The organism is Hufsiella arboris (assembly GCF_009834875.1).
GTDB classification, from domain to species: domain Bacteria; phylum Bacteroidota; class Bacteroidia; order Sphingobacteriales; family Sphingobacteriaceae; genus Hufsiella_A; species Hufsiella_A arboris.
The window spans coordinates 290,186-310,973 of sequence record NZ_WVHT01000006.1; the positions used below are offsets into that span (position 1 = coordinate 290,186).

The following is a 20,788-nucleotide window of genomic DNA, read 5'->3' on the forward strand; positions in this document are numbered from 1 at the left end:
CTTAGCTCAATTTCCCTTCGCCAGTTTAAAAAAAGACGTTTACTTTTAAAAACCAAATCCCACTGTTTTTAAGTGGCCTGCGTTAATTATTCCAGCAAGACAGGTTGAAAGCGTCTTGTATAAATAACAATGAACGATAAAAAAACTCCAGAACTGTACATAGTTGGAGCGGGACCTGGTGATCCCGACCTAATTACGGTAAAAGGCTATAAGATATTACAACAGGCAAAAGTTATTCTTTATGACAATTTGGCCAATAAATCGTTATTAGACCTTGCCCCAGCTGATTGCGAAAAAATTTATGTTGGAAAACATCCGTATGGTAGTTACACGCCGCAGGAAGATATTCACGAGTTAATTAAAACCAAAGCTTTCGAAAAAGGCCAGGTTGTTCGTTTAAAAGGCGGCGACCCCTTCATTTTCGGCCGTGGCTTTGAAGAAGTGCTGTTTGCACGAAAGCATGGCATAAAAACACAATTTATTCCGGGCATTACCAGTATGCAAACAGCCGGCATGAATGATATACCGCTTACTCATCGCGCTTTAAGTGAGGGAATGTGGATTGTAACCGGTACGAAAAAAGATGGTTCTTTGTCTGCGGATTTAGCACTTGCTATGCAGAGTAATACGACTGTAATTATCTACATGGGGATGAAAAAAGCCGGATACATCGCACAGGCCTACATTGCGAACGGAAAAGGCGAAACGCCGGTAGCAATTATCCAGCATGCTTCGTTACCGAATCAAAAAGCGGCGAAAGGCCTCGTGAAAGATTTGGAAACGATTATTGGCGAAAATCACTTAACCCACCCAGCGATCATTATTATCGGACAAGTAGTTAATATTCCAACCGATTCTGTGTAATTATTTACCCATTTTTCTACACCAAAGGGATAATAAAACTCAGAATTTCAAACGCTTAGCTTTTAAAGGACATTGGCAAGCGACAATTTGAGTTGGCACCTGGTTTGTATTAAAAAAAATGCCTCACCAAAGAGGCATGTTTTTCATAGGTAGATGTAGAGCCGGATGCTTTTAGCCTCCGGCTTATTTTTTTAAGCTGCAGCTACAGAGTTTTGCTCTACATAATCAGGTTCAAAAACTGCAAGCTGATCTAATAAATTGTAATGTAGCGTTCCGAAAAAATTCAATAATGTTCCGGCATTATTTCTTGCCTGGATTAAAACACGCTCCTTAAAAATTTCTTTGCAGGACTTTTCTTGATTAGATAAAATCATTTCTTCGTCCTGAATAGTAAAATCTGACTGATCAACAGCGAATTGTTTTAATAATTCGTTGAAACTGATTCCTTTAAGCAACACTTCTTTTAATTTCATAGTGATCGTAATTAAAAATTTCAAACGGAGCGTTTAATCCATTATCAAATATAAAACCGAACAATCTATAAAACGAATAATTCAAACAAATCGTGAAATAATTTCACATATTTCAACAAAAAAGCTAGTTACTTAAAAATATTACATGCAAAAACTTGATACTTTACAAAAACAGGTCATCCTGCTGTATATATTATCAGAAAGTGTACGCAAGAGTGTACGGCATTATTTCAATCCATCAATCGCTATTGCAACTTTCCCTTTAGCCGCGATCATAGCGACAATCGCATTAGGCGTAAGAAAGATCTTGTTTGGAGCTAACTGAGTCATCGAGCCATTAACTTTTACACCTGGCACCGGTTGGTAATTAGATAAATAAGTAGCCATCGTTTTTTGTCCATCCTGCAATTGTTCGGCAATCGAAAACTTACAATTGTCCTGAATTTTCTTAGCGATTATTCCGTGAACTAGCCAGTCGCCGGCTCTCAATAATTTATTTTTTGAATCGAGAACAAAATCAACCTGGTCGAGGTAAACTTCTTTAGTTTCGGCGTTATATTTTGGTATCCCTGATAAATAAAAATCACCGTTAACTGAACCAGCCATTGTAGCTTGAACAACCAGTTTATCATCCTTGCCCCATAAATCAATTTTGTTAATTGTTACCGAACGACTCCCCGATTCAAATTTCTGGCCTGCGAAATTCTTTTGCATCAACTCTGAAGCATTAGCATATTTTACGACACCCGCGATATTAGCACTGAACTCGCTAGGCATTTTATCAACTGCCATCAATTGTAACTTGTTAGCGTCGAATTTTAAAGTCGGCTGCGATCCTACTGTCGTTTCAAGATAAGCTTTCATACCGAGGTTAACCGTAATTTTTTTATTTGCAATAGTTGCCTTCGTAGCATATAATTCCAGTGGCTGCATACCAAACCATGTATGATACTCAGTGCTTACCTCCATTGGCTTACTAACTTCCTGAAGTGCAGAGATCACGTACGGTTTAATGTCAAGCGACTGCTCGATCGTTTGGTCAATCATTGTAGCCAAACGCCCTTTTAATAAAGAAATAGCAGGATTTACCAGGTAAGTTATCGGCACGCTACGTCCCGCTATTAATATTGACGGGCTTTCATTCCACTCAATTGCGTCAATACTTGTCGTTGTGTTCAATTTCCAGTTCGATAGGTTGGCGGTTGTGCTTAATTTAACTTTACCGTTAAGGCCGAGGTCACGTGTATCGTAGGCAGACAAGCCGAACTTTTCAATTCCATATCGTACCCTGGCCCAAATCTTCAACGGAATTTCAATCTGAAGTTTGCCGTTTTTTTCGTTTACTACGATTGGAGCCTGCTTCCAAACTTTCATAATCAGGTTGTCTCCTTCCAGATTATTATCTTCATAGATCAACCCGTTCAAATATTTGTTGGTTTGGCTTTGTATATCAGTCACCGAAATCTCTACAGGTAGATTAACGTAGGACAATTGCTTGTCATAAACCACATTACCCGTGTTATAGCTGGCCGCCGGCTTTAACGCAGCAATCTTTTTGGATGTTGCGCAGGATGAAAGGATCAAAATAGCTGAACCTAAAAAAAATATAAAATTACGTTTCATTATGTTTGTACAAAAAAGCGAGCGAAGATAAGATTGATTTTAAGCATAATCAATCAGCGCTTTGTAAATCATGAGCATTACACCTTTTATCTTTTTGATTATCGGGATTTTTGGAACCTATTATTTTAAACGATTCACGGAGAATCAAAAAAAATGGATCAAATATGCATTAGGAATACTGTTTATTGCAGCCTGGTGTTATATCATAGTCAGAGTAATTTAAATGAAACAGTATCTTATTACAGCCAAAGATTTTACCGATGAAAATGCCTTGGAACGACGTCTTAAGGCTCGTCCTTTACATTTTGAAAATGCCAGGAGGCTAAAACTAACCGGAAATTTTATTTCCGGCGGTGCCGTACTTGACGAGCACGACAAAATGATCGGTTCGATGATGGTTTTGCAATTCGATTCAGAAAGTGAAGTTGATAAGTGGAAAGAATCTGAACCCTATCTTACCATGAAAGTTTGGGAAAACATTGACATAAGGCCGTTTAAACTAGCTGATGTATGAGTGAAAAGTTTCCGATAGGCATTTTTGACTCAGGATATGGCGGTTTAACTGTATTCAAAGAGATTCTAAAAAAACTCCCCCAATACGATTACATTTATTTAGGCGATAATGCTCGCGTACCCTACGGTAACCGGTCTTTTGAAACGGTTTATCAATATACCTGGCAGTGTGTTCAACAGTTATTTGATAAAGGCTGCAGGTTAGTTGTTTTGGCATGTAACACAGCGTCGGCGAAGGCGTTGAGGAGCATCCAGCAAAAAAATCTGCCGCAACTTTCTGATACCAGACGAGTGCTTGGAGTTATCCGGCCAACAACCGAAATAGTGGGCGATTTAACACAAAGCCGGTCTGTCGGTATCCTGGCGACAAACGGAACAGTTTCGTCGCGCTCCTATCCTATTGAAATATCGCATTTTTATCCTGATATCCAGGTATTCCAGGAGGCTTGCCCGATGTGGGTTCCATTAGTTGAAAATAATGAACACCAAAAGCCAGGGGCTGACTATTTCATTAAACAGCACATGGATAACCTGTTAAATCAATCGGGTGACATAGATACGGTCATTCTCGGCTGCACGCATTATCCATTGCTTATAAACAAAATCATGCAATATATCCCTGATTCTATCAGACTGATCTCGCAGGGTGAAATTGTAGCGGAAAAGCTCGCTGATTATTTAGTGAGACATCCCGAGATTGAAGGATTATGTAGCAAAAATGGAAATTACTCCTTTTACACAACAGAATCCGTAGAGGAATTTGATAAAAAAGGGGCAATTTTTTTCGGAAGCCAAATTAGCTGCGAGCACCTGGAAGTTCAGTAAGCCGGCAGTTACTTAGAAAGTAAACTTTCTATCGCGAGTTTGTAACCGTTTAAACCGAAGCCTGTTAAAACGCCCTTGCAATTTTTGCCGGTTAATGATACGTGCCTGAATTCCTCGCGGGCATAAATGTTAGAAATATGAACTTCTACTACCGGGGTGTTTATGCCGGCAATCGCATCAGCTATAGCAACTGAGGTATGGGTATAGCCTCCGGCATTTAGAATAATACCTTCGAAGCTAAATCCAATTTCATGGAGCTTATTGATGATTTCGCCCTCTACATTGCTCTGAAAATAGCTTATTTCGATATCGGCATATTGAGAACGCAAGCCTTCCAGGTATCCGTCAAAGCTGGCATCTCCATAAATTGATTTTTCGCGAACTCCGAGAAGGTTTAAATTAGGGCCGTTAATTATTTGTATTTTCATTGAGCTGTGGTTGTAACAATCAAGCTTCAAACTTACATAAAAACAAAAACATTGAGCTGGGAAAGCACTATCAAAGGATTCAAAGCCTACTTACGTTTGGAACGATCAGCATCGCCAAATACGCTGGAAGCCTATTTAAGGGATGTTGAAAAACTTAGGCAATACGCTGAAACTATTGGTTCAAAAAAACCCACCGAATTACTGAAATCGGATTTAAAGAATTTCCTTATCTGGATCAACGAACTTGGTGTGTTACCTTCCTCGCAAGCACGCATCATTTCAGGCATTAAGAGCTTTTTTAAATTCATGATGCTGGAAGAAATGATCACAATTGATCCCGCTTCATTAATCGAGACACCGAAACTCAGCAAAAAGCTTCCCGACGTTTTAAGCGTTGAAGAAATCGACAAGCTTATCGGAGGCATTGATCTTTCCTCGCCAGAAGGAATGCGGAACAAAGCTTTACTGGAAGTTTTATATAGTTGCGGCCTGCGCGTTTCGGAGCTGGTAAACCTTAAAATGTCTAATTTATTTCTTGATGTCGAGTTTATCAAAATAATCGGTAAAGGAAATAAAGAGCGACTTGTTCCTATCGGAGGTGAGGCGATAAGGTATCTGATGATTTATAAAGAAGAGATACGTAAATCTGTTGAAGTTTCCAAAGGAGCTGAAGATTTCCTCTTTTTAAACCGTCGCGGTTCACCCCTTTCCCGCGTGATGATTTTTATAATTATAAAAGATCTTGCTGCGAAGGCAGGACTAAAAAAAACGATAAGTCCGCACACTTTCCGGCATTCTTTTGCCACTCACCTCGTTGAAGGAGGCGCCGACTTACGCGCAGTACAGGACATGCTCGGCCATGAAAGTATCACGACAACGGAAATTTACACGCATCTTGACCGTAACTATTTAAAGCAGGTAATCACGCAATACCATCCAAGAAGCTAACAGCCAGTTTAACGTTTACAAACGGCTAGCTTTAATCATCCTGTCTTTTCCGTTAATATCTTTCCGCAAAACAACGTCCTTAAATCCTTTTTGTGAAAGCATATCAGATACTTCTTTTCCGAAATGTTCATTTATTTCAAAAAAAAGCCGGCCGTTTGTTTCGAGATTGATAAAAGCAAAATCAGCGATTGCCCGGTAAAACAGCAGCGGATCGTCGTCAGGAACAAACAGGGCGGTAGAAGGCTCAAACTGCAAAACATTGTGATGCATTGACGACTTTTCCGAATCCGTTATGTATGGCGGATTGCTTACAATCAGTGTGTAAGGTTGTGCAATAAAGCTGTCCGGATTTAAAATATCCGATTCAAAAAAATCGACATTTACGTTATTAATATCCGCATTCTTTTTAGCGATTTCTAAAGCCGCCTCTGAAATATCAATTGCAGATATTTCGAGCTGGGGACCCACGCTTTTGAGGCTGACCGGAATACAGCCGCTGCCGGTTCCGATATCGAGTACTTTAATCTTTCTTTCCGCAAAACCAGGAAACTCCTGTATTTCGTCAGCAATCCAGGCAACAAGTTCTTCTGTCTCTGGGCGTGGTATTAAAACCGCCTCAGTTACTTTAAATTTCAAACCATAGAAATCCGCTTCGCCGATAATATATTGCAAAGGCCGGCCTGTTTTAAGCTGCCCCAAGACATTGAAAAGCCGTCCGGAATGCGCTTCCGAGGCTTTATCGTCCCGCTTTGCCAGCATCATGGCCTTATCAAGGCCGGTAACATGCTCTATAGCATAACGGGCGATTTGCAGGGCTTCTTCTCTATCATATAAATTCTGCAACGTTTCAATGAAGGATGTCTCTATCTGCCGGAAAATCATTTGCCAAAAATAAGATATCAGCAACAATTGGAGTTACCGGTTAATTTTAAACTTCTGATCGTTGCATTACTTACATTTGCGCAATGATCGATCACGAAAAATACATGAATCGCTGTATTGAACTGGCTTTGCTTGCCGCGGGAAATGTTAGTCCAAATCCCATGGTTGGCGCGGTGATCGTTCACCAGGATCGGATTATAGGCGAAGGATTTCACCAGCAGTTCGGCGGTCCTCATGCCGAAGTAAATGCAGTAAACGGTGTTTTAAAAAACCACGAAAATGCAGCGGAACTCCTCAAAGAAGCAACGATTTATGTTTCACTCGAACCTTGTGCACATTTTGGGAAAACACCACCATGTGCAGATCTGATCATAAGGCATGAAATTCCAAACGTTGTGATTGGCTGTCGTGATCCGTTTGATGCGGTGGACGGCAAAGGTATTGAGAAGTTACAAGCTGCCGGCATTAAGGTAACAGTGGGAGTTCTTGAGAATGATTGTAAATGGATAAACCGCCGTTTCTTTACTCGCGTAAAAAAGCAGCGTCCTTATGTTATTCTAAAATGGGCACAAACCAGCGATAATTACTTCGCTCCTGAGGATGGCAGTCAGCGCTGGATTAGCTCTGCAGCTTCAAAAAAATTAGCTCATAAATGGCGTTCTGAAGAAGATGCTATCCTGGTTGGCTTCAACACGGCCCGAATCGATAATCCGGAACTGACCGTACGTGAATGGTCGGGAAAAAATCCAAAACGGATCGTTATCGATAAAGACCTATCGCTAAACGATAGCTTAAACCTGTTTAACGACGCCGCCGAAACCATTGTATTCAATTCAAAGAAAACTGATATACAGGGTCATATTAAGTTTCTGGAAGTAGAAAACTTTGATCATTATCTGCCTCAGCTGATTTTGTACCAGCTTTACCTGATGGACGTCCAATCAATAATAATTGAGGGCGGTATAAAAACGCTCAAGACCTTTATCGAAAATAATCTGTGGGATGAAGCCAGGATATTTACCTCGAACGCTAGTTGGGCAAATGGCATAAAAGCCCCGCAAATTGATGGGATACTTCAAACAACCGACCCGATAGATACCGATTTCTTAAAAATATATTACGCTCCGAATTCATGATTTACGTTTTTCTAAGCATTTGCTGCAGTGTCGTCGTATCTGTTTTACTTAAAATGGCCAAACGATACCAAATCGATATATCTCAGGCTGTAACCTGGAATTACCTGGCTGCAATTTTATTGACGCTCGTTTTCTTCCGCCCAAATTTGGGTGTTTCAGTAACCAGTGGGCCGCTCTCGATCTATCTTCTTCTTGGGATTTTACTGCCCTCACTTTTCATGATTATTGGCTTAGCAATACGCTTTACAGGAATCGTCAGAACGGATGTCGCACAACGACTATCATTATTTGTTCCGTTGCTGGCTTCATTTTTTTTCTTCGGAGAATCACTTAACGCCTTAAAGCTTACCGGAATCATCGTTGGATTAACAGCAGTTGTCTGCTCAATCCCCTGGACCGAGAAATCAACGAGAAATGAAAATTCCAGCTATTCAATAATCTTGTTACTGACCGTTTTTATTGGAATGGGCCTCATAGATGTACTTTTTAAACAAGTTGCCCTAAACAAAACTGTTCCATATACCAGTTCATTGCTTTACATCTATCTCCTATCGTTCATCATTTCTATGATTATTCTTGTCTCATTATTTTTAGCTAAGAAAATCAGGTTTCATTGGATAAACGTTTTTTGCGGGTTGATTTTGGGCCTGTTTAATTTCGGTAACATTTTATTCTATCTGAAAGCGCACCAGGCAGAGTCGGCACGGCCATCGCTGATTTTCACGTCAATGAATATTGGTGTCATCGCGATTGGAGCACTTGTCGGCCTGATTATTTTTAAAGAAAAATTAAGCACGCTTAACAAAGTCGGAATTGCTTTAGCCTTAATTTCAATAATTATCTTATCTTTTTCCTGATGCTTTTTGAAGATACTTATAAAACTATCGCATCCGTTTCCGAGGGCATCTTTCGGGATAAAGGAAGCAAATTTATTGGCTTTGCTTATCCGGTTAAAAATGAACTGGAGGCTCGCGAAATTCTAAAAACTTTACGGTCTCTGCACCCGAAGGCAAACCATCACTGCTGGGCGCTTCGTCTTTCACCCGATCGTTCTATATTTAAATTTAACGATGATGGCGAACCTTCGGGAACTGCTGGCAGGCCTATTTTAAACACGCTTTTATCAAACGACTTAACGAATGTGCTGGTGGTTGTAGTGCGCTATTTCGGGGGAACGCTGCTAGGAGTGCCAGGTTTGATAAACGCCTATAAAAATGCGACTACCGAAGCGCTTAAATCAGCGCAGACCATTGAAAAAACGGTAAATGATCGTTACAGGATCAACTTTTCATACGACAGGATGAACGATGTTATGAAACTCCTAAAAGATGAAGATCTGTCCGTAATAAACCCCGCCTATAGCAGCGAATGTTCATTGGAAACAGAAATCCGTAAATCGCGGATAAATTCAATTTTATCGCGATTGGAGAAACTCGAAGATGTTAAAGCACAATACCTGACAACTTGCTAAATTATGATGATAGCAGAAACCGATTTAATCTTAAATGCAGATGGCAGCATTTACCATTTGAACCTTTTACCTGAAGATATAGCAGAGACGATAATCACTGTCGGCGATCCGGAAAGAGTCGGCGATGTCAGCAAATACTTTGATCGCATTGAAGTAAAAAAGGGGAAACGAGAATTCATCACTCATACCGGCTACATCGGCAGCAAGCGTATAACAGTTGTTTCAACGGGAATTGGCACAGACAACATCGACATCGTTTTTAATGAGCTTGACGCACTGGTTAACATCGATTTTAAAACACGTACCGTTAAGCCAGACCTTACCAGATTGGAAATAGTACGTATTGGTACATCTGGAACTATCCAACCCGATATACCAATCGACAGCATCCTTGTTTCCGAATATGCTTTGGGCCTGGACAACTTGATGACATTTTATGTTTCAGATCTATCGGAAAAGGATGATGGTTTAGCACAAAGCTTAAAACAGCATGTCCAAAGCTTTCAGTTGCCCGAGCCTTATGTTGCGTCTTGTAACTCAAACTTACTTGAAAAAATAGGCGACGGTTTAATTAAAGGAATCACGCTTACCGCCCCAGGGTTTTATGCGCCACAGGGCCGCGAGGTCAGAGCAAAAAACGTTTTTAAAAATTTTATTGAAATTTTCCAGTCGTTCAATTACCAAGGCACCAGGGTAACCAACCTGGAAATGGAAACCGCCGGAATTTACGCGCTTGCCGGCATATTAAATCACAAAGCATTGTCAGTTAACGCAATTTTAGCAAGCAGAGCTAAATTAGAATTTAGCAAAAAGCCATATAAAGTTGTCGATCAGGCAATTAAGCACGTACTCGAAAAATTATAACTTTGCTAATTTTTAAAATGTGACAAACCGCTATTTGCAATTTTTGTTCATGTTAAAAAAACCAGACTATGAAAGCTTTAATCCTCCCAACTCCCGCCAGCAACAGACTTGTTGATTTTTTTAAAATGATGATTCCCGATCCACCTGATGGCTATGAAATTGATGATGACGACGACTTCGAAGATGATGATATTATCGAGGACGACAAAGCAGACTTTGACGAAGATGAAATAGAAACCGATGACGAAGATATTGTTGAGGAAGATGATTATGTAGACGATGACGAAGACGACGATGATCCACTTGGTGAACTAAGAGGATCTGAAATTGATCGCCCGTACTGAAGAACTTAGCCTCTTTAAAAAAAATTTATAAGCGCTGTTACTTTTCGGTAGCAATTTGCGTCTTACTTATAAATTTTTTATGAAGAGGCTAAACAATTTTTTAAAGCTGTTATTCCTTGGATTATTTTTATTCATAAGTGGTTGGGTGATTTATGCTAAGTTCACCGCTAATGTTTATTTGAATAAAACACAAACAGCTGTTCTTGATTCTGACAGCTAATCCAGCTCCTTTACCATCGTCAAAAATCTATTCAAAGCTTCCCGTTTTTCGGCAGTCAGATCATAATCGATACGGCTCATGAGATAATCATCCAAGTCAAAGTCATTACGCTTTGGCAGTTCTGCAATTACTTCCTTTCGATGATTTAATCCAAATTTCAGCACTTCGTTAAATTCGGTGACAAAAGAATTAGAAACCGGTTTATTTGAAGCCCAAACAGCAAACGCAAATGGCAACCCTGTAAATTTCATCCATTCTTCAGCCAGGTCATACTCGTACGCATAACTACCTTTCTTGCCGAATGTACGGTCGCCGATCTCAACGAACGCGTCAGCTTCTGCAGTTTCTACGATAGCCGGATGTTTCTTCCAGTAGTTTTTCAGTAATACTCGGGCAAGATTATTGGAAGTTCTTGATTGTTTATCTAACCGTATTGTTTGGATGTCTTCGATCGGTTTGCTACTGAAGATAAAAACTGAATTGACCGGCCCTACTGCGCCAATGCAATAATCTGAAATAATATGATAATCAGGTATTTTCAACAACGCGGCAACAGGAACGAGGCCGATATCTGCTTTATCGTCAATTAGTTTCTGTGCGCATTCGGCAGGTATGTCGAGGCTTAAATCAATTTTCTCTAAAAATTCCGGGTGCTTTAATAATCCGTAAACAAAAGGCTTGGTATTTGTATAGGAAACGGCTGATATTCTAATCTTGCTCACTTTTCTTTTTAGTCTGTAAATTCTTTAAATGATCGGTGTTGTTAAATTCGACGATTGTAAAGCGAGTTCCATCGTATTCAACCTTATATAACGTAGTATTTTGATGCGGAAATTTATCCATATTATAAAGCGGCTCGTCTGTCAGCAGGCAAAGAAAGAGGCGCATTGCACGGCCGTGCATACATATCAGGATTGTTTTGTCATCATTTTTTTCAATCAGGTTTTCGAGAATCTCCAATTGACGCTCCTTCACATCAAGCGGACTTTCACCCTGATCAAATTTCAACTGAAGATCGCCATCTTTCCAGCTTTTCATCATCGCCCTAAAAGCCGACCTGGTATCTTCCGTACTTTCCTGGCCTTCAAAAACTCCCCATGCCAGCTCATCTAAACCAGCGTATTGAATCCATGGAATTCCGTCGTCAATAAAATGTTGTACCGTTTGATGTGTACGCTTAAGCGTCGATGTGTAAAGCTTATCAAAAGGCACATTTTTGTACATCTGATAAAACGCTTCCCCCTGCATTCTGCCTGTTTCATTCAAATCCGTATTCATTCCCCTGCCCTGCACAATTCCACGTTTGTTCAGATCTGTTTCGCCATGGCGGATGATGTAAATAGTTTTCAGGGCACGTTGGTTGTTTTGGGAGTTTGATTCAGTCATTATGATTTAATACGGTTATTAGCCGGTTAATATGTAAGTGTAGCAGAACTCAGGAGATAATCGGAAGCTTGTAAAATTTGGGCTTTTCATCATCCGCAAACTCAAAATCAGAGTAATCTGTTACAACATTGTAGAGTGTATCGCGCTCAATTGGCTTTCTTCCAACCTGTTTGATCAGCTCGACAAGTTCACGGGTGCTCATACCAGGCTTTTGTTCTTCAGCGCCAGCCATTGAATAAATCTTGGTAGTGTCATCCAAAGTCCCATCAATATCATCAACACCAAAATTTAACGCTAATTGCGCGGTATTCCGGCTAATCATTGCCCAATAAGCTTTAATGTGGTCAAAATTATCCAGGTAAATACGTGCGATAGCGTAGTTCCTTAAATCTTCTGTAACTGTCGATTCAGGAACATGCGACATCTGGTTATCCTGGTTTCTAAATTTCAACGGTATAAAGGTTTGAAATCCTCCGGTACGATCCTGCAACTGTCTTAGTCGTTCCATGTGATCAACACGGTGCCAAAACTCTTCGATATGGCCATAAAGCATGGTGGCATTTGACCGCATTCCCAGCTTATGCCATTCCTCGTGAATGTCCAGCCATTGATCCGCTGTACATTTATCTTTCGAAATCTGTTCGCGAATTTCAGGATGGAAAATTTCAGCGCCACCTCCGGGAATTGAGTCTAGCCCTGCCTCCTTCATCATTCTCATACCCTCAGTGTAGCTGATTTTGGCTTTCTTGAAGATGTAATGATATTCGACAGGCGTTAACGCTTTTACGTGAAGCTCTGGCCTGTGAATGTGTATCTTTCTAAAAAGTTCGGCATAAAAAGGAGCGTCGTACTGTGGCAAAACGCCTCCCACGATATGTACTTCGGTAACCGGCTGCCCATCGTATTTTTTTACGATATCAAGCATCTCCTCCATGCTATATTCCCAACCTTCCGACCGTTGCTTTAACAGACGGGAGTATGAGCAGAATTTGCAATCGTAAACACAAAGATTGGTGGGCTCAATATGAAAGTTGCGATTGAAATAGGTGTTATCGCCGTGTCGTTTTTCGCGAATATAGTTGGCAAGTGTCCCAACAAAAGCAAGTTCGCCTTTTTCATATAGCAACACACCTTCGTCAAAAGTAATTCGCTGGCTGTTTTTAACTTTCTCGGCTATGTATTTAAGTTCGGCTGATAGATTGGGATCGCTCAGCAAAACATTAAGGGTATATTCAGCGGCCATTCATTATTGTTTGCAACAAAAATACAATAATGAAGATAAATCATTTATCACGATGTTGTAACAAAGTTGGCGGTCGAGAACCTGCGGCTCGTTATAACGCTATTTCCTGTGCTTCGTAAAACTCTCTAATCGGCTGAAACAATGGATGTAATCCTACTACGGCGCCAATAACGATCAAAGCGGGCGATCCAATATTTTTTTCTTCGACGGCTTCAGCAATAGTCTTTATATTACCAACAACAACCTTTTCATCCTTTGTTGAGCCGTGCTGAATGACTGCCACCGGCATGCGGCTTCTGCCCTCTTTTTGATAAATTCCGACGATTTCAGCTACCTTTTCGATACCAAGCATAATAACAACCGTTGCATCGGTCTTTGCAGCTGTATATAAATCCGGCGATAAATTCCCTTTAGAATCAGTAGCTGAAATAATCCATAGGCTATCACTCATACCACGATGTGTAACCGGAACTCCCTGAAGCCCGGGAACTGAAACAGCGCTGGAAATGCCGGGGATAATTTCGGTTTGAATGCTGTAAGATGCTGCATTATCAAGTTCTTCATATCCACGGCCGAAAACGAACAGATCGCCTGTTTTTAACCGGACAACATGGCCGAAATTTAAAGCGTAGTCGATGATAAGCTTGTTAACAGTTTCCTGCGAATAGGTATCGTCATCAACCGGGCTGCCGACAAATATTTTAGTTGCATGCTCAGGTGCATAATCCAATAAACTCTTATCAATATTCGCGTCGTATAAAATTACATCTGCGGATTTAATAGCATTGATGCCTTTCAAACTGATTAGTTCCGGATCTCCCGGCCCTGCGCCAACTAATGTAATCTTCGGCTCTTTTACTGTAGTTGATTGTGCTGATAAAATCATTTTATAAAACTTTTATATGATAAAAAAGCCTCTTCTGTAGCAGAAGAGGCTTTTAAACTATGATTAATTATACTCTTCTTTATAAACGATACCGCGAACAACAAGTATTGCACATAATCATGTAATTGAACTTGCCGTGTGTTTTATTTGATACCATGTCACAAATATATAAAATCTATCAACTTAATAGATTATCTATAAAAATATTTTTTAATTCTTTTTAAGCATTGTTTACAAAGGTTTTTTAGAACTCTCCTCTTTTAGTTCGTGTTGCACCTCATCGCTGGTACTTCGTAATTCTGGGGTTGTCATCGGGCTATTCTCTGGTTTTTCATCTCCAAGTAAAACTCCCCATTGTTTAAAAGATTCGGTCCTGTCGAAAATAACTTTTAATACGGCGATGGTTGGAAGGGATAAAAACATACCTGATACTCCTGCAAGTAAACCGCCGACGAAAACTCCTACAAGCGTTCCTAAGGCATTTATTCTGACTTTAGAGCCTACTATTCTTGGCATCAGGATATTATTATCGAGAAACTGAACGCCCGCAATAACCAGAAGGACTGTAATAACAGGCCATAGTTCATTAGATGACGACAATGTTAGCAGCACGGCAATAATGTTTCCGAACAAGGCGCCGATGTAGGGTATCAAGTTCAGAATCGCGAAAATGACACCTATCAGCAATGCGTGCTTTATACCGATAATCATCAGTATACCGCCAAGCAAGATCGTCATGTATGTAACTTGTATCAACAGGCCAACCAGGTAGCTTTTGATTATATTTTCGGTTTCACGCATCGAATCCTCCACTTTTTTATGATCCTCGGGTTTAAACCACATGAAAATAAACCGTAAAAGAAGATTCTTATAAAACATCATAAGGAAAATGTAGATAGGCAAAAGCCCTACAAACACCAGAACGGAAGAAACGGAGCCTGCTGTGGTACTTAAAAAGCTGCCGGCGAAATCCATTAGTTTATTATTCTGCTCATTAATAATCTGAATCTGCTCTTTTGTAGAATAGTGCGTTAGCCTGCTTATCCAGTTACTTAATGAAGTAAGATGGTTGTTTACGTTAGCCTTAATTTGTGGAAAATCCCTTACCATAATCCCGATCTGCGTGGAAAGGAAATAAACTATTAACCCTACTAAAATGGCGAGACATAAAATCGACAGAACTATCGCCAATACCTCTGGAATTCTTTTTTTTCGCAGCTTCCTGTAAATTGGAAGCAATACAACACTCATAAAAAATGCCATCAGCAATGGCATTACAATACTATTTCCTAAAACTACAAGCAAACCAAGAAGGCAAAGTCCAAGTAATTCAACAGATCGTTTAACGGTTAGCGGCAATTCGTTCATGGGAAGATGATTTATCTGTTAACAATACTTTAACAACATCGTTTCATTAATACTTGGTGTTTTAATTAAGATTTAATAACTATGCCCATCTGTAAAAATTAGTTATGAAGTTAGAAACTATCGCCATACATTCCGGGAACAGAATCGATGAGACTACGAAGGCAGCAATACAGCCAATTACGCTTTCAACAACATTTGAGCGCGGTGCTGACGGTGATTATCCCGGAGGCTATATTTACACACGTTCTGATAATCCTAATAGAGCTTCGCTTGAAGATGTGCTTGCAAAATTAGAGAACGGGGCAGATGCCTGTGCCTTCTCGTCAGGCAATGCAGCGGGTGGATCGGTTTTCCAGGCCTTAAAGCCCGGAAGTCATGTAATTGCCCCTTCTGATATGTACCATGGCTTAAGAAACTTGCTGCTCCAGGTTTATCAGGGTATTTTAACGGTCGACTTCGTTGATCAATCAGCTATTGAAAATATTAAGGCCGCAATAAAGCCTGAAACGCGATTAATATGGATCGAAACACCGTCTAATCCATTGTTAAAAATTACAGACATCAGATCAATTACCAAACTTGCAAAAGAACAAGGAATTTTTGTCTGCTGTGATAATACGTTTGCCACTCCTGTTTTACAAAGTCCCTTACTTTTAGACGCCGATTTGGTAATGCATTCAACAACTAAATATTTAGGCGGACACAGCGATGTCTTGGGAGGTGCATTAATCACAAAAGAAAAATCTGATTTCTGGCAGCGTATACGTGATATCCAGGGATTATCGGGTGCAGTACCCTCTCCTTTTGATTGCTATATGACTGTTCGCGGCATTAAAACTCTGCCGTATCGAATGAAAGGGCACGTAGAAAATGCGCAAAAACTAGCCGAATTTTTAAGCACGCACGACGATATTGAAGCTGTTTTTTATCCTGGTCTGCCAAGCCACGAAAATCATTCGGTGGCTGCTTCGCAAATGAATGGCTTTGGTGGAATGCTGTCGTTTTTGGTTAAAGGCGACGAACAAGCAGCGAAAAAGGTTGCCAATGCGACTAAGATATTCACACAGGCAACCAGCTTGGGTGGTGTCGAAAGCCTCATCGAACATCGCGCATCGGTTGAAGGTCCGGATACAAAAACGCCCGTTAATCTGTTAAGAGTGTCCGTTGGGCTGGAAAATATCGACGATCTGGTGGAAGATATATCACTGGCAATCAGAACGTTGAAAAACTGATAAAAATTTAATTTTGCAAATAGCGATCTAACTAAATATATTTGAAACATTATTTGGCGATTAAACCAATCTATCAATAACCCGTAAAAAGGTCTTTGATTTATAAAGAAGTGGCGAGAGACAGGCTCTATGACCCACTGGCAACCCTGAAGTCTGACTTCAGAAGGTGCCAATTCCTTTCCCGGAATTTTTAGGGAAGCTATAAATTTTAAAACCATGAATAAAAAAGAAATCTCTCCGTTACGGGGAACAACTCCCTTCAAAACACGCACAACAGACGCGATATATCATTGCCGTCGATATTCCATGTGCGCTTGCTGCTGCTGTTAACGCTTCTTTCATAGTCGCATGAAAGATTAATGCCTGATGCATTAAGGAATAACTTCAATCGTTGTTCCCACCAAACTTAAAGTTCAAATCACTAAAATCTTAAAATATGTCAGCAACAAACTATAAATTCGAAACACTACAAATTCACGCAGGTCAGGAAGCCGATCCAACTACAGGATCCAGGGCCGTGCCTATTTATCAAACAACATCGTATGTTTTTAAAAATTCTGAGCATGGCGCAAATCTTTTCGCGCTTAAAGAATTTGGAAATATCTACTCACGGATCATGAATCCCACCAATGATGTTTTTGAAAAACGTATTGCGGCGCTTGAAGGTGGTGTTGCTGCATTAGCCGTTTCGTCCGGCCAGGCAGCTCAGTTTATTGCTTTAAATAATATTTTGCAGGTTGGCGACAACTTCGTCTCTTCTTCATTTCTCTATGGAGGAACTTACAATCAGTTCAAAGTAGCATTTAAAAGACTGGGAATTGACGTAAGGTTTGCCGAAGGCGATAACGCTGACAGTTTTGAGAAATTGATTGATGAAAAAACCAAGGCTATATACGTCGAAACAATTGGAAACCCAGAATTCAGCGTTCCCGATTTTGAAAAATTGGCGGCATTGTCCAGAAAATTTGATATTCCATTAATTGTAGATAATACATTCGGCGCGGCTGGCTATCTTTTCAGGCCGATCGAGCACGGAGCACACATTGTTGTACAGTCTGCCACTAAATGGATCGGCGGCCACGGGAATAGCATTGGCGGTGTAATTGTTGACGCCGGAACCTATAATTGGGGTAATGGAAAATTCCCTCAGTTCACTGAGCCTTCGGAAGGATACCATGGTTTAGTTTTTAATGACGTGTTTGGATTTAACGGCCCGTTCGGGAATATACAATTTATCATTCGCGCACGGGTTGACGGCTTACGGGATTTAGGTCCTTCCCTGGCACCATTTAACGCATTTTTGTTTTTACAGGGACTTGAAACACTGTCTCTGCGTGTTCAGCGTCACGTTGACAATGCACTGGAACTTGCCAAATGGCTCAAAGATCATCCGAAAGTTGAAAAAGTGTACTATCCGGGCCTGGAAGACAGTCCATACCATGCTAACGCGAAAAAATACCTAAAAAACGGTTTTGGAGCCGTACTATCTTTTGAAGTGAAAGGAGGAAAAGAAAGTGCAACAAAGCTCGTCGACAGTTTAAAATTAATCAGCCACCTTGCCAACGTTGGAGACGCGAAAAGTTTGATCATTCAGCCCTCAGCCACAACACATCAGCAATTATCCGAATCAGAACAGCTTGCCGCCGGTGTAAAACCAAATCAGTTAAGAATTGCCGCCGGGATAGAGCATATAGACGACATCAAAGCCGACCTCGAACAGGCATTTTCCCAGCTTTAATTTACCAGATACGAATGAGTAACTTTCATCTCTATAAACATAACAAGTCGCTTAAATTAGAAAGTGGTAAAAGCATTCAAAATCTTGAAATCGCTTATCACACGTATGGCACATTAAACAAGAAAAAAGATAACGTCGTCTGGGTTTGTCACGCTCTTACTGCCAATTCTGATGTATTTGACTGGTGGAAAGGGTTATTTGGTGACAATGACCTTTTTAATCCCAAAGATTACTTCATTATCTGTCCAAACACCTTAGGTTCACCATACGGCACAACCAATCCGTTAAGCATTAATCCGGCTACGGGCAGTTCTTATTTCCTGTCTTTTCCGCAATTTACGGTGAAGGACATGGCGCTGATCCACCAGATTCTGGCCGATCATCTTTCCATCCAGACAATCCAGGTTTTAATCGGAGGATCACTGGGTGGACAACAGGCTCTTGAATGGGCGATAGAAAAACCCAAAAAAATAAAAAAATTGATTTTGCTTGCAACGAATGCCTTCCACTCGCCGTGGGGTATTGCAAATAATGAAAGTCAGCGTCTTGCTATAGCTGCCGATCGTACTTTTTATGCTAATTCAGCAGACGGTGGCAAAAAAGGTCTCAAAGCAGCCAGAAGTATGGCCCTTCTTTCCTATAGAACGTATGAGACATACGGAATTTCACAGCAAGAAATTTCAACAGATAAAAAAGATGATTTCAGAGCATCATCCTATCAAAATCACCAGGGAGATAAATTAGTTATTAGGTATAATGCGTTTAGTTACTGGTACTTAACAAAAGCTATGGATAGTCATAATTTAGGTAGAAAGCGTGAAAGTATTGAATATGCTCTGCGTTTGGTTGAATCTCAGACTTTAGTTGTTGGTGTCAGATCAGATTTACTTTTTCCACCAGACGAACAGAAGTATTTAGCTAAGCATATCCCAAATGCAGACTACGTGGAGATTGATTCCTTCTATGGCCATGATGGATTTTTAGTTGAAACAGAATTATTAACCAGGGAGATGGCTGCTTTTTTAAAGCAATCTCCCGAAGAAAAGGACATCAGAACACTACATAAGATCGCTTAATATGGCAAAAAAACTTACAATAGGTTTATTCGGATTCGGAGTTGTCGGGCAGGGACTATACGACATTATACGCACAAAAGACCTTAATCTTGAAATAAAAAAAATAGCTATTAAACACCCCGAAAAACAGCGCAGCCTGCCGTCTGAATTGTTTACTACTAACGCAAAAGAAATTCTGAATGACCCGGCAATAAATACGGTTATTGAATTAATCAACGATGCTGAAGCCGCGTTTGAAATTGTTTCTGTGGCATTAACAAAAGGGAAAAATGTAGTTTCAGCCAACAAGAAAATGATCGCAAATCACCTGGAAGAACTTATTGACCTTCAGGAGGAATTTGGCGGTTCTCTACTTTACGAAGGTGCAGTTTGCGGAAGCATTCCTATCATAAGAAATCTTGAAGAATACTATGACAATGAACTTTTGTACTCTGTTCGAGGAATTTTCAATGGATCTTCGAATTACATACTCTCAAAGGTTTTTTCAGAAAATTTAAATTACAATACCGCCTTAAAGCAAGCGCAGGATTTGGGCTTCGCGGAGACAGATCCAACACTGGATGTTGGCGGATTCGACGCAAAGTTTAAGCTGGTAATCGCTACGGCCCATGCATATGGACTGATTATCAATCCTGACGATGTAATAAACATCGGTATCCAAAATTTGTCAGAAAAAGACATACGGTATGCAAAAGAGAAAGGCTATAAAATAAAACTCATACCAACGGCGCGTAAGATAAATGATCAGCAGGTCGTGCTATACGTTTTGCCTAAACTAATTCAGCCGGAAGATTTTCTTTATAATGTAGAAAATGAATACAATGGTGTTATTGTTCAGGCGGCTTTCGCTGACCAGCAATTCTTTTTTGGAAAAGGCGCTGGCGGTCACCCTACGGGCTCTGCTGTACTTTCTGATATTGCCGCGCTTAGGTACGATTATCATTACGAATACAAGAAATATCATCAGCCACGTGCACCTGAATTAACTAATGCCTTTCTGGTAAATGTTTATCTCCGCTATCAGGATGAAAAAATCATTAAACTGCTTGGCTTTGAAGATATTTCAGAGCGTTTATTCACGCACAACTTTAACTACTTAATAGGCACTGTCTCACTCCAAAATATCCTCGACAATGCTGAAGAATTGAGCAAAGAAGGCATTTTTATAGCCGAAATAGGAAACAAAAATATCGCAATAGAACATCAGCAAACGCTGGAATCAATTGAATCAGTATTTTAAAGTTAGCAGCATATCAATGCAAAAAGGG

Annotated in this window: 22 protein-coding genes and 1 riboswitch; of the genes, 13 read left to right on the plus strand and 9 right to left on the minus strand. The window is 40.3% G+C overall.

What is annotated here, in order from left to right:
- The first annotated feature begins 129 nt into the window (after nucleotides 1-129).
- Nucleotides 130-864, plus strand: a complete 735-nt coding sequence (gene cobA, locus GS399_RS14380) for a uroporphyrinogen-III C-methyltransferase (protein ID WP_160845336.1) — start codon at nucleotides 130-132, stop codon at nucleotides 862-864.
- A gap of 191 nt (nucleotides 865-1,055) precedes the next feature.
- Here cobA (GS399_RS14380) and GS399_RS14385 read toward each other — a convergent pair whose 3' ends face one another.
- Together GS399_RS14385 and GS399_RS14390 are read right to left on the minus strand one after the other, a co-directional pair.
- Nucleotides 1,056-1,337 carry a hypothetical protein gene (locus GS399_RS14385; protein WP_160845337.1) on the minus strand — a complete coding sequence of 94 codons (282 nt, stop codon included), beginning with the start codon at nucleotides 1,335-1,337 and terminating at the stop codon, nucleotides 1,056-1,058.
- Between the two features lie 225 nt (nucleotides 1,338-1,562).
- A complete protein-coding gene (locus GS399_RS14390; protein WP_160845338.1) occupies nucleotides 1,563-2,960 on the minus strand; it encodes a DUF4403 family protein in 1,398 nt (465 codons plus the stop codon).
- 223 nt (nucleotides 2,961-3,183) lie between these two features.
- Between GS399_RS14390 and GS399_RS14395 the strand changes: the two genes are divergently transcribed.
- Together GS399_RS14395 and murI are read left to right on the plus strand one after the other, a co-directional pair.
- A complete protein-coding gene (locus GS399_RS14395; protein WP_160845339.1) occupies nucleotides 3,184-3,474 on the plus strand; it encodes a YciI family protein in 291 nt (96 codons plus the stop codon).
- Nucleotides 3,471-4,298: a glutamate racemase gene (murI, locus tag GS399_RS14400; protein WP_160845340.1), complete on the plus strand. Its 828-nt coding sequence runs from the start codon at nucleotides 3,471-3,473 to the stop codon at nucleotides 4,296-4,298. Before GS399_RS14395 ends, murI begins: the two co-directional genes overlap by 4 nt.
- An 8-nt stretch (nucleotides 4,299-4,306) precedes the next feature.
- On the opposite strand, the gene aroQ is transcribed toward murI, so the two are convergent.
- The gene (gene aroQ / locus GS399_RS14405; protein ID WP_160845341.1) at nucleotides 4,307-4,726 is read right to left on the minus strand and encodes a type II 3-dehydroquinate dehydratase; all 420 of its coding nucleotides are present in this window, start codon (nucleotides 4,724-4,726) and stop codon (nucleotides 4,307-4,309) included.
- 51 nt (nucleotides 4,727-4,777) lie between these two features.
- On the opposite strand from aroQ, the gene xerD reads away from it, so the two are divergent.
- A complete protein-coding gene (gene xerD, locus GS399_RS14410; RefSeq protein ID WP_160845342.1) occupies nucleotides 4,778-5,674 on the plus strand; it encodes a site-specific tyrosine recombinase XerD in 897 nt (298 codons plus the stop codon).
- A 15-nt stretch (nucleotides 5,675-5,689) separates the two neighbouring features.
- On the opposite strand, the gene prmC is transcribed toward xerD, so the two are convergent.
- Entirely contained in the window at nucleotides 5,690-6,556 is an 867-nt protein-coding gene (prmC, locus tag GS399_RS14415; RefSeq protein ID WP_160845343.1) for a peptide chain release factor N(5)-glutamine methyltransferase, read from the minus strand.
- Nucleotides 6,557-6,639: 83 nt separating this feature from the next.
- On the opposite strand from prmC, the gene ribD reads away from it, so the two are divergent.
- The 5 genes from ribD to GS399_RS14440 all read left to right on the plus strand — a co-directional run bounded on the left by ribD (nucleotide 6,640) and on the right by GS399_RS14440 (nucleotide 10,371).
- Complete coding sequence (gene ribD, locus GS399_RS14420; RefSeq protein WP_160845344.1) at nucleotides 6,640-7,692, plus strand: bifunctional diaminohydroxyphosphoribosylaminopyrimidine deaminase/5-amino-6-(5-phosphoribosylamino)uracil reductase RibD; 1,053 nt, start codon at nucleotides 6,640-6,642, stop codon at nucleotides 7,690-7,692.
- Nucleotides 7,693-7,745: 53 nt separating this feature from the next.
- On the plus strand, nucleotides 7,746-8,549 hold the full coding sequence (locus GS399_RS14425; RefSeq protein WP_237487954.1) for an EamA/RhaT family transporter: 804 nt from the start codon (nucleotides 7,746-7,748) through the stop codon (nucleotides 8,547-8,549).
- A complete protein-coding gene (locus GS399_RS14430; protein ID WP_202409468.1) occupies nucleotides 8,549-9,163 on the plus strand; it encodes an IMPACT family protein in 615 nt (204 codons plus the stop codon). Before GS399_RS14425 ends, GS399_RS14430 begins: the two co-directional genes overlap by 1 nt.
- A 3-nt stretch (nucleotides 9,164-9,166) precedes the next feature.
- Nucleotides 9,167-10,027: a nucleoside phosphorylase gene (locus GS399_RS14435; protein ID WP_160845346.1), complete on the plus strand. Its 861-nt coding sequence runs from the start codon at nucleotides 9,167-9,169 to the stop codon at nucleotides 10,025-10,027.
- Nucleotides 10,028-10,152: 125 nt separating this feature from the next.
- The gene (locus GS399_RS14440; RefSeq protein WP_160845347.1) at nucleotides 10,153-10,371 is read left to right on the plus strand and encodes a hypothetical protein; all 219 of its coding nucleotides are present in this window, start codon (nucleotides 10,153-10,155) and stop codon (nucleotides 10,369-10,371) included.
- A gap of 216 nt (nucleotides 10,372-10,587) precedes the next feature.
- On the opposite strand, the gene GS399_RS14445 is transcribed toward GS399_RS14440, so the two are convergent.
- The 5 genes from GS399_RS14445 to GS399_RS14465 all read right to left on the minus strand — a co-directional run bounded on the left by GS399_RS14445 (nucleotide 10,588) and on the right by GS399_RS14465 (nucleotide 15,474).
- Nucleotides 10,588-11,313 carry a menaquinone biosynthetic enzyme MqnA/MqnD family protein gene (locus tag GS399_RS14445; protein ID WP_160845348.1) on the minus strand — a complete coding sequence of 242 codons (726 nt, stop codon included), beginning with the start codon at nucleotides 11,311-11,313 and terminating at the stop codon, nucleotides 10,588-10,590.
- Complete coding sequence (locus GS399_RS14450; protein WP_160845349.1) at nucleotides 11,300-11,977, minus strand: histidine phosphatase family protein; 678 nt, start codon at nucleotides 11,975-11,977, stop codon at nucleotides 11,300-11,302. The genes GS399_RS14445 and GS399_RS14450 overlap by 14 nt, the downstream gene beginning before the upstream one ends.
- A 49-nt stretch (nucleotides 11,978-12,026) precedes the next feature.
- Nucleotides 12,027-13,220, minus strand: a complete 1,194-nt coding sequence (gene mqnE, locus GS399_RS14455; protein ID WP_160845350.1) for an aminofutalosine synthase MqnE — start codon at nucleotides 13,218-13,220, stop codon at nucleotides 12,027-12,029.
- 91 nt (nucleotides 13,221-13,311) lie between these two features.
- Entirely contained in the window at nucleotides 13,312-14,106 is a 795-nt protein-coding gene (gene cobA, locus GS399_RS14460) for a uroporphyrinogen-III C-methyltransferase (RefSeq protein ID WP_160845351.1), read from the minus strand.
- Nucleotides 14,107-14,337: 231 nt separating this feature from the next.
- Nucleotides 14,338-15,474 (minus strand): AI-2E family transporter, encoded by a 1,137-nt coding sequence (locus tag GS399_RS14465; RefSeq protein ID WP_160845352.1) that lies wholly within the window; start codon nucleotides 15,472-15,474, stop codon nucleotides 14,338-14,340.
- A gap of 104 nt (nucleotides 15,475-15,578) precedes the next feature.
- Between GS399_RS14465 and GS399_RS14470 the strand changes: the two genes are divergently transcribed.
- The 4 genes from GS399_RS14470 to GS399_RS14485 all read left to right on the plus strand — a co-directional run bounded on the left by GS399_RS14470 (nucleotide 15,579) and on the right by GS399_RS14485 (nucleotide 20,760).
- Nucleotides 15,579-16,706, plus strand: coding sequence for a trans-sulfuration enzyme family protein (locus tag GS399_RS14470; RefSeq protein WP_160845353.1), 1,128 nt, complete (start codon nucleotides 15,579-15,581; stop codon nucleotides 16,704-16,706).
- Between the two features lie 97 nt (nucleotides 16,707-16,803).
- Nucleotides 16,804-16,914, plus strand: a riboswitch (SAM riboswitch).
- A 228-nt stretch (nucleotides 16,915-17,142) separates the two neighbouring features.
- A complete protein-coding gene (locus tag GS399_RS14475; protein WP_160845354.1) occupies nucleotides 17,143-18,444 on the plus strand; it encodes an O-acetylhomoserine aminocarboxypropyltransferase/cysteine synthase family protein in 1,302 nt (433 codons plus the stop codon).
- Between the two features lie 14 nt (nucleotides 18,445-18,458).
- Nucleotides 18,459-19,520, plus strand: coding sequence for a homoserine O-acetyltransferase family protein (locus tag GS399_RS14480; RefSeq protein ID WP_160845355.1), 1,062 nt, complete (start codon nucleotides 18,459-18,461; stop codon nucleotides 19,518-19,520).
- Between the two features lies 1 nt (nucleotide 19,521).
- On the plus strand, nucleotides 19,522-20,760 hold the full coding sequence (locus GS399_RS14485; RefSeq protein ID WP_160845356.1) for a homoserine dehydrogenase: 1,239 nt from the start codon (nucleotides 19,522-19,524) through the stop codon (nucleotides 20,758-20,760).
- The last annotated feature ends 28 nt before the right edge of the window (nucleotides 20,761-20,788 follow it).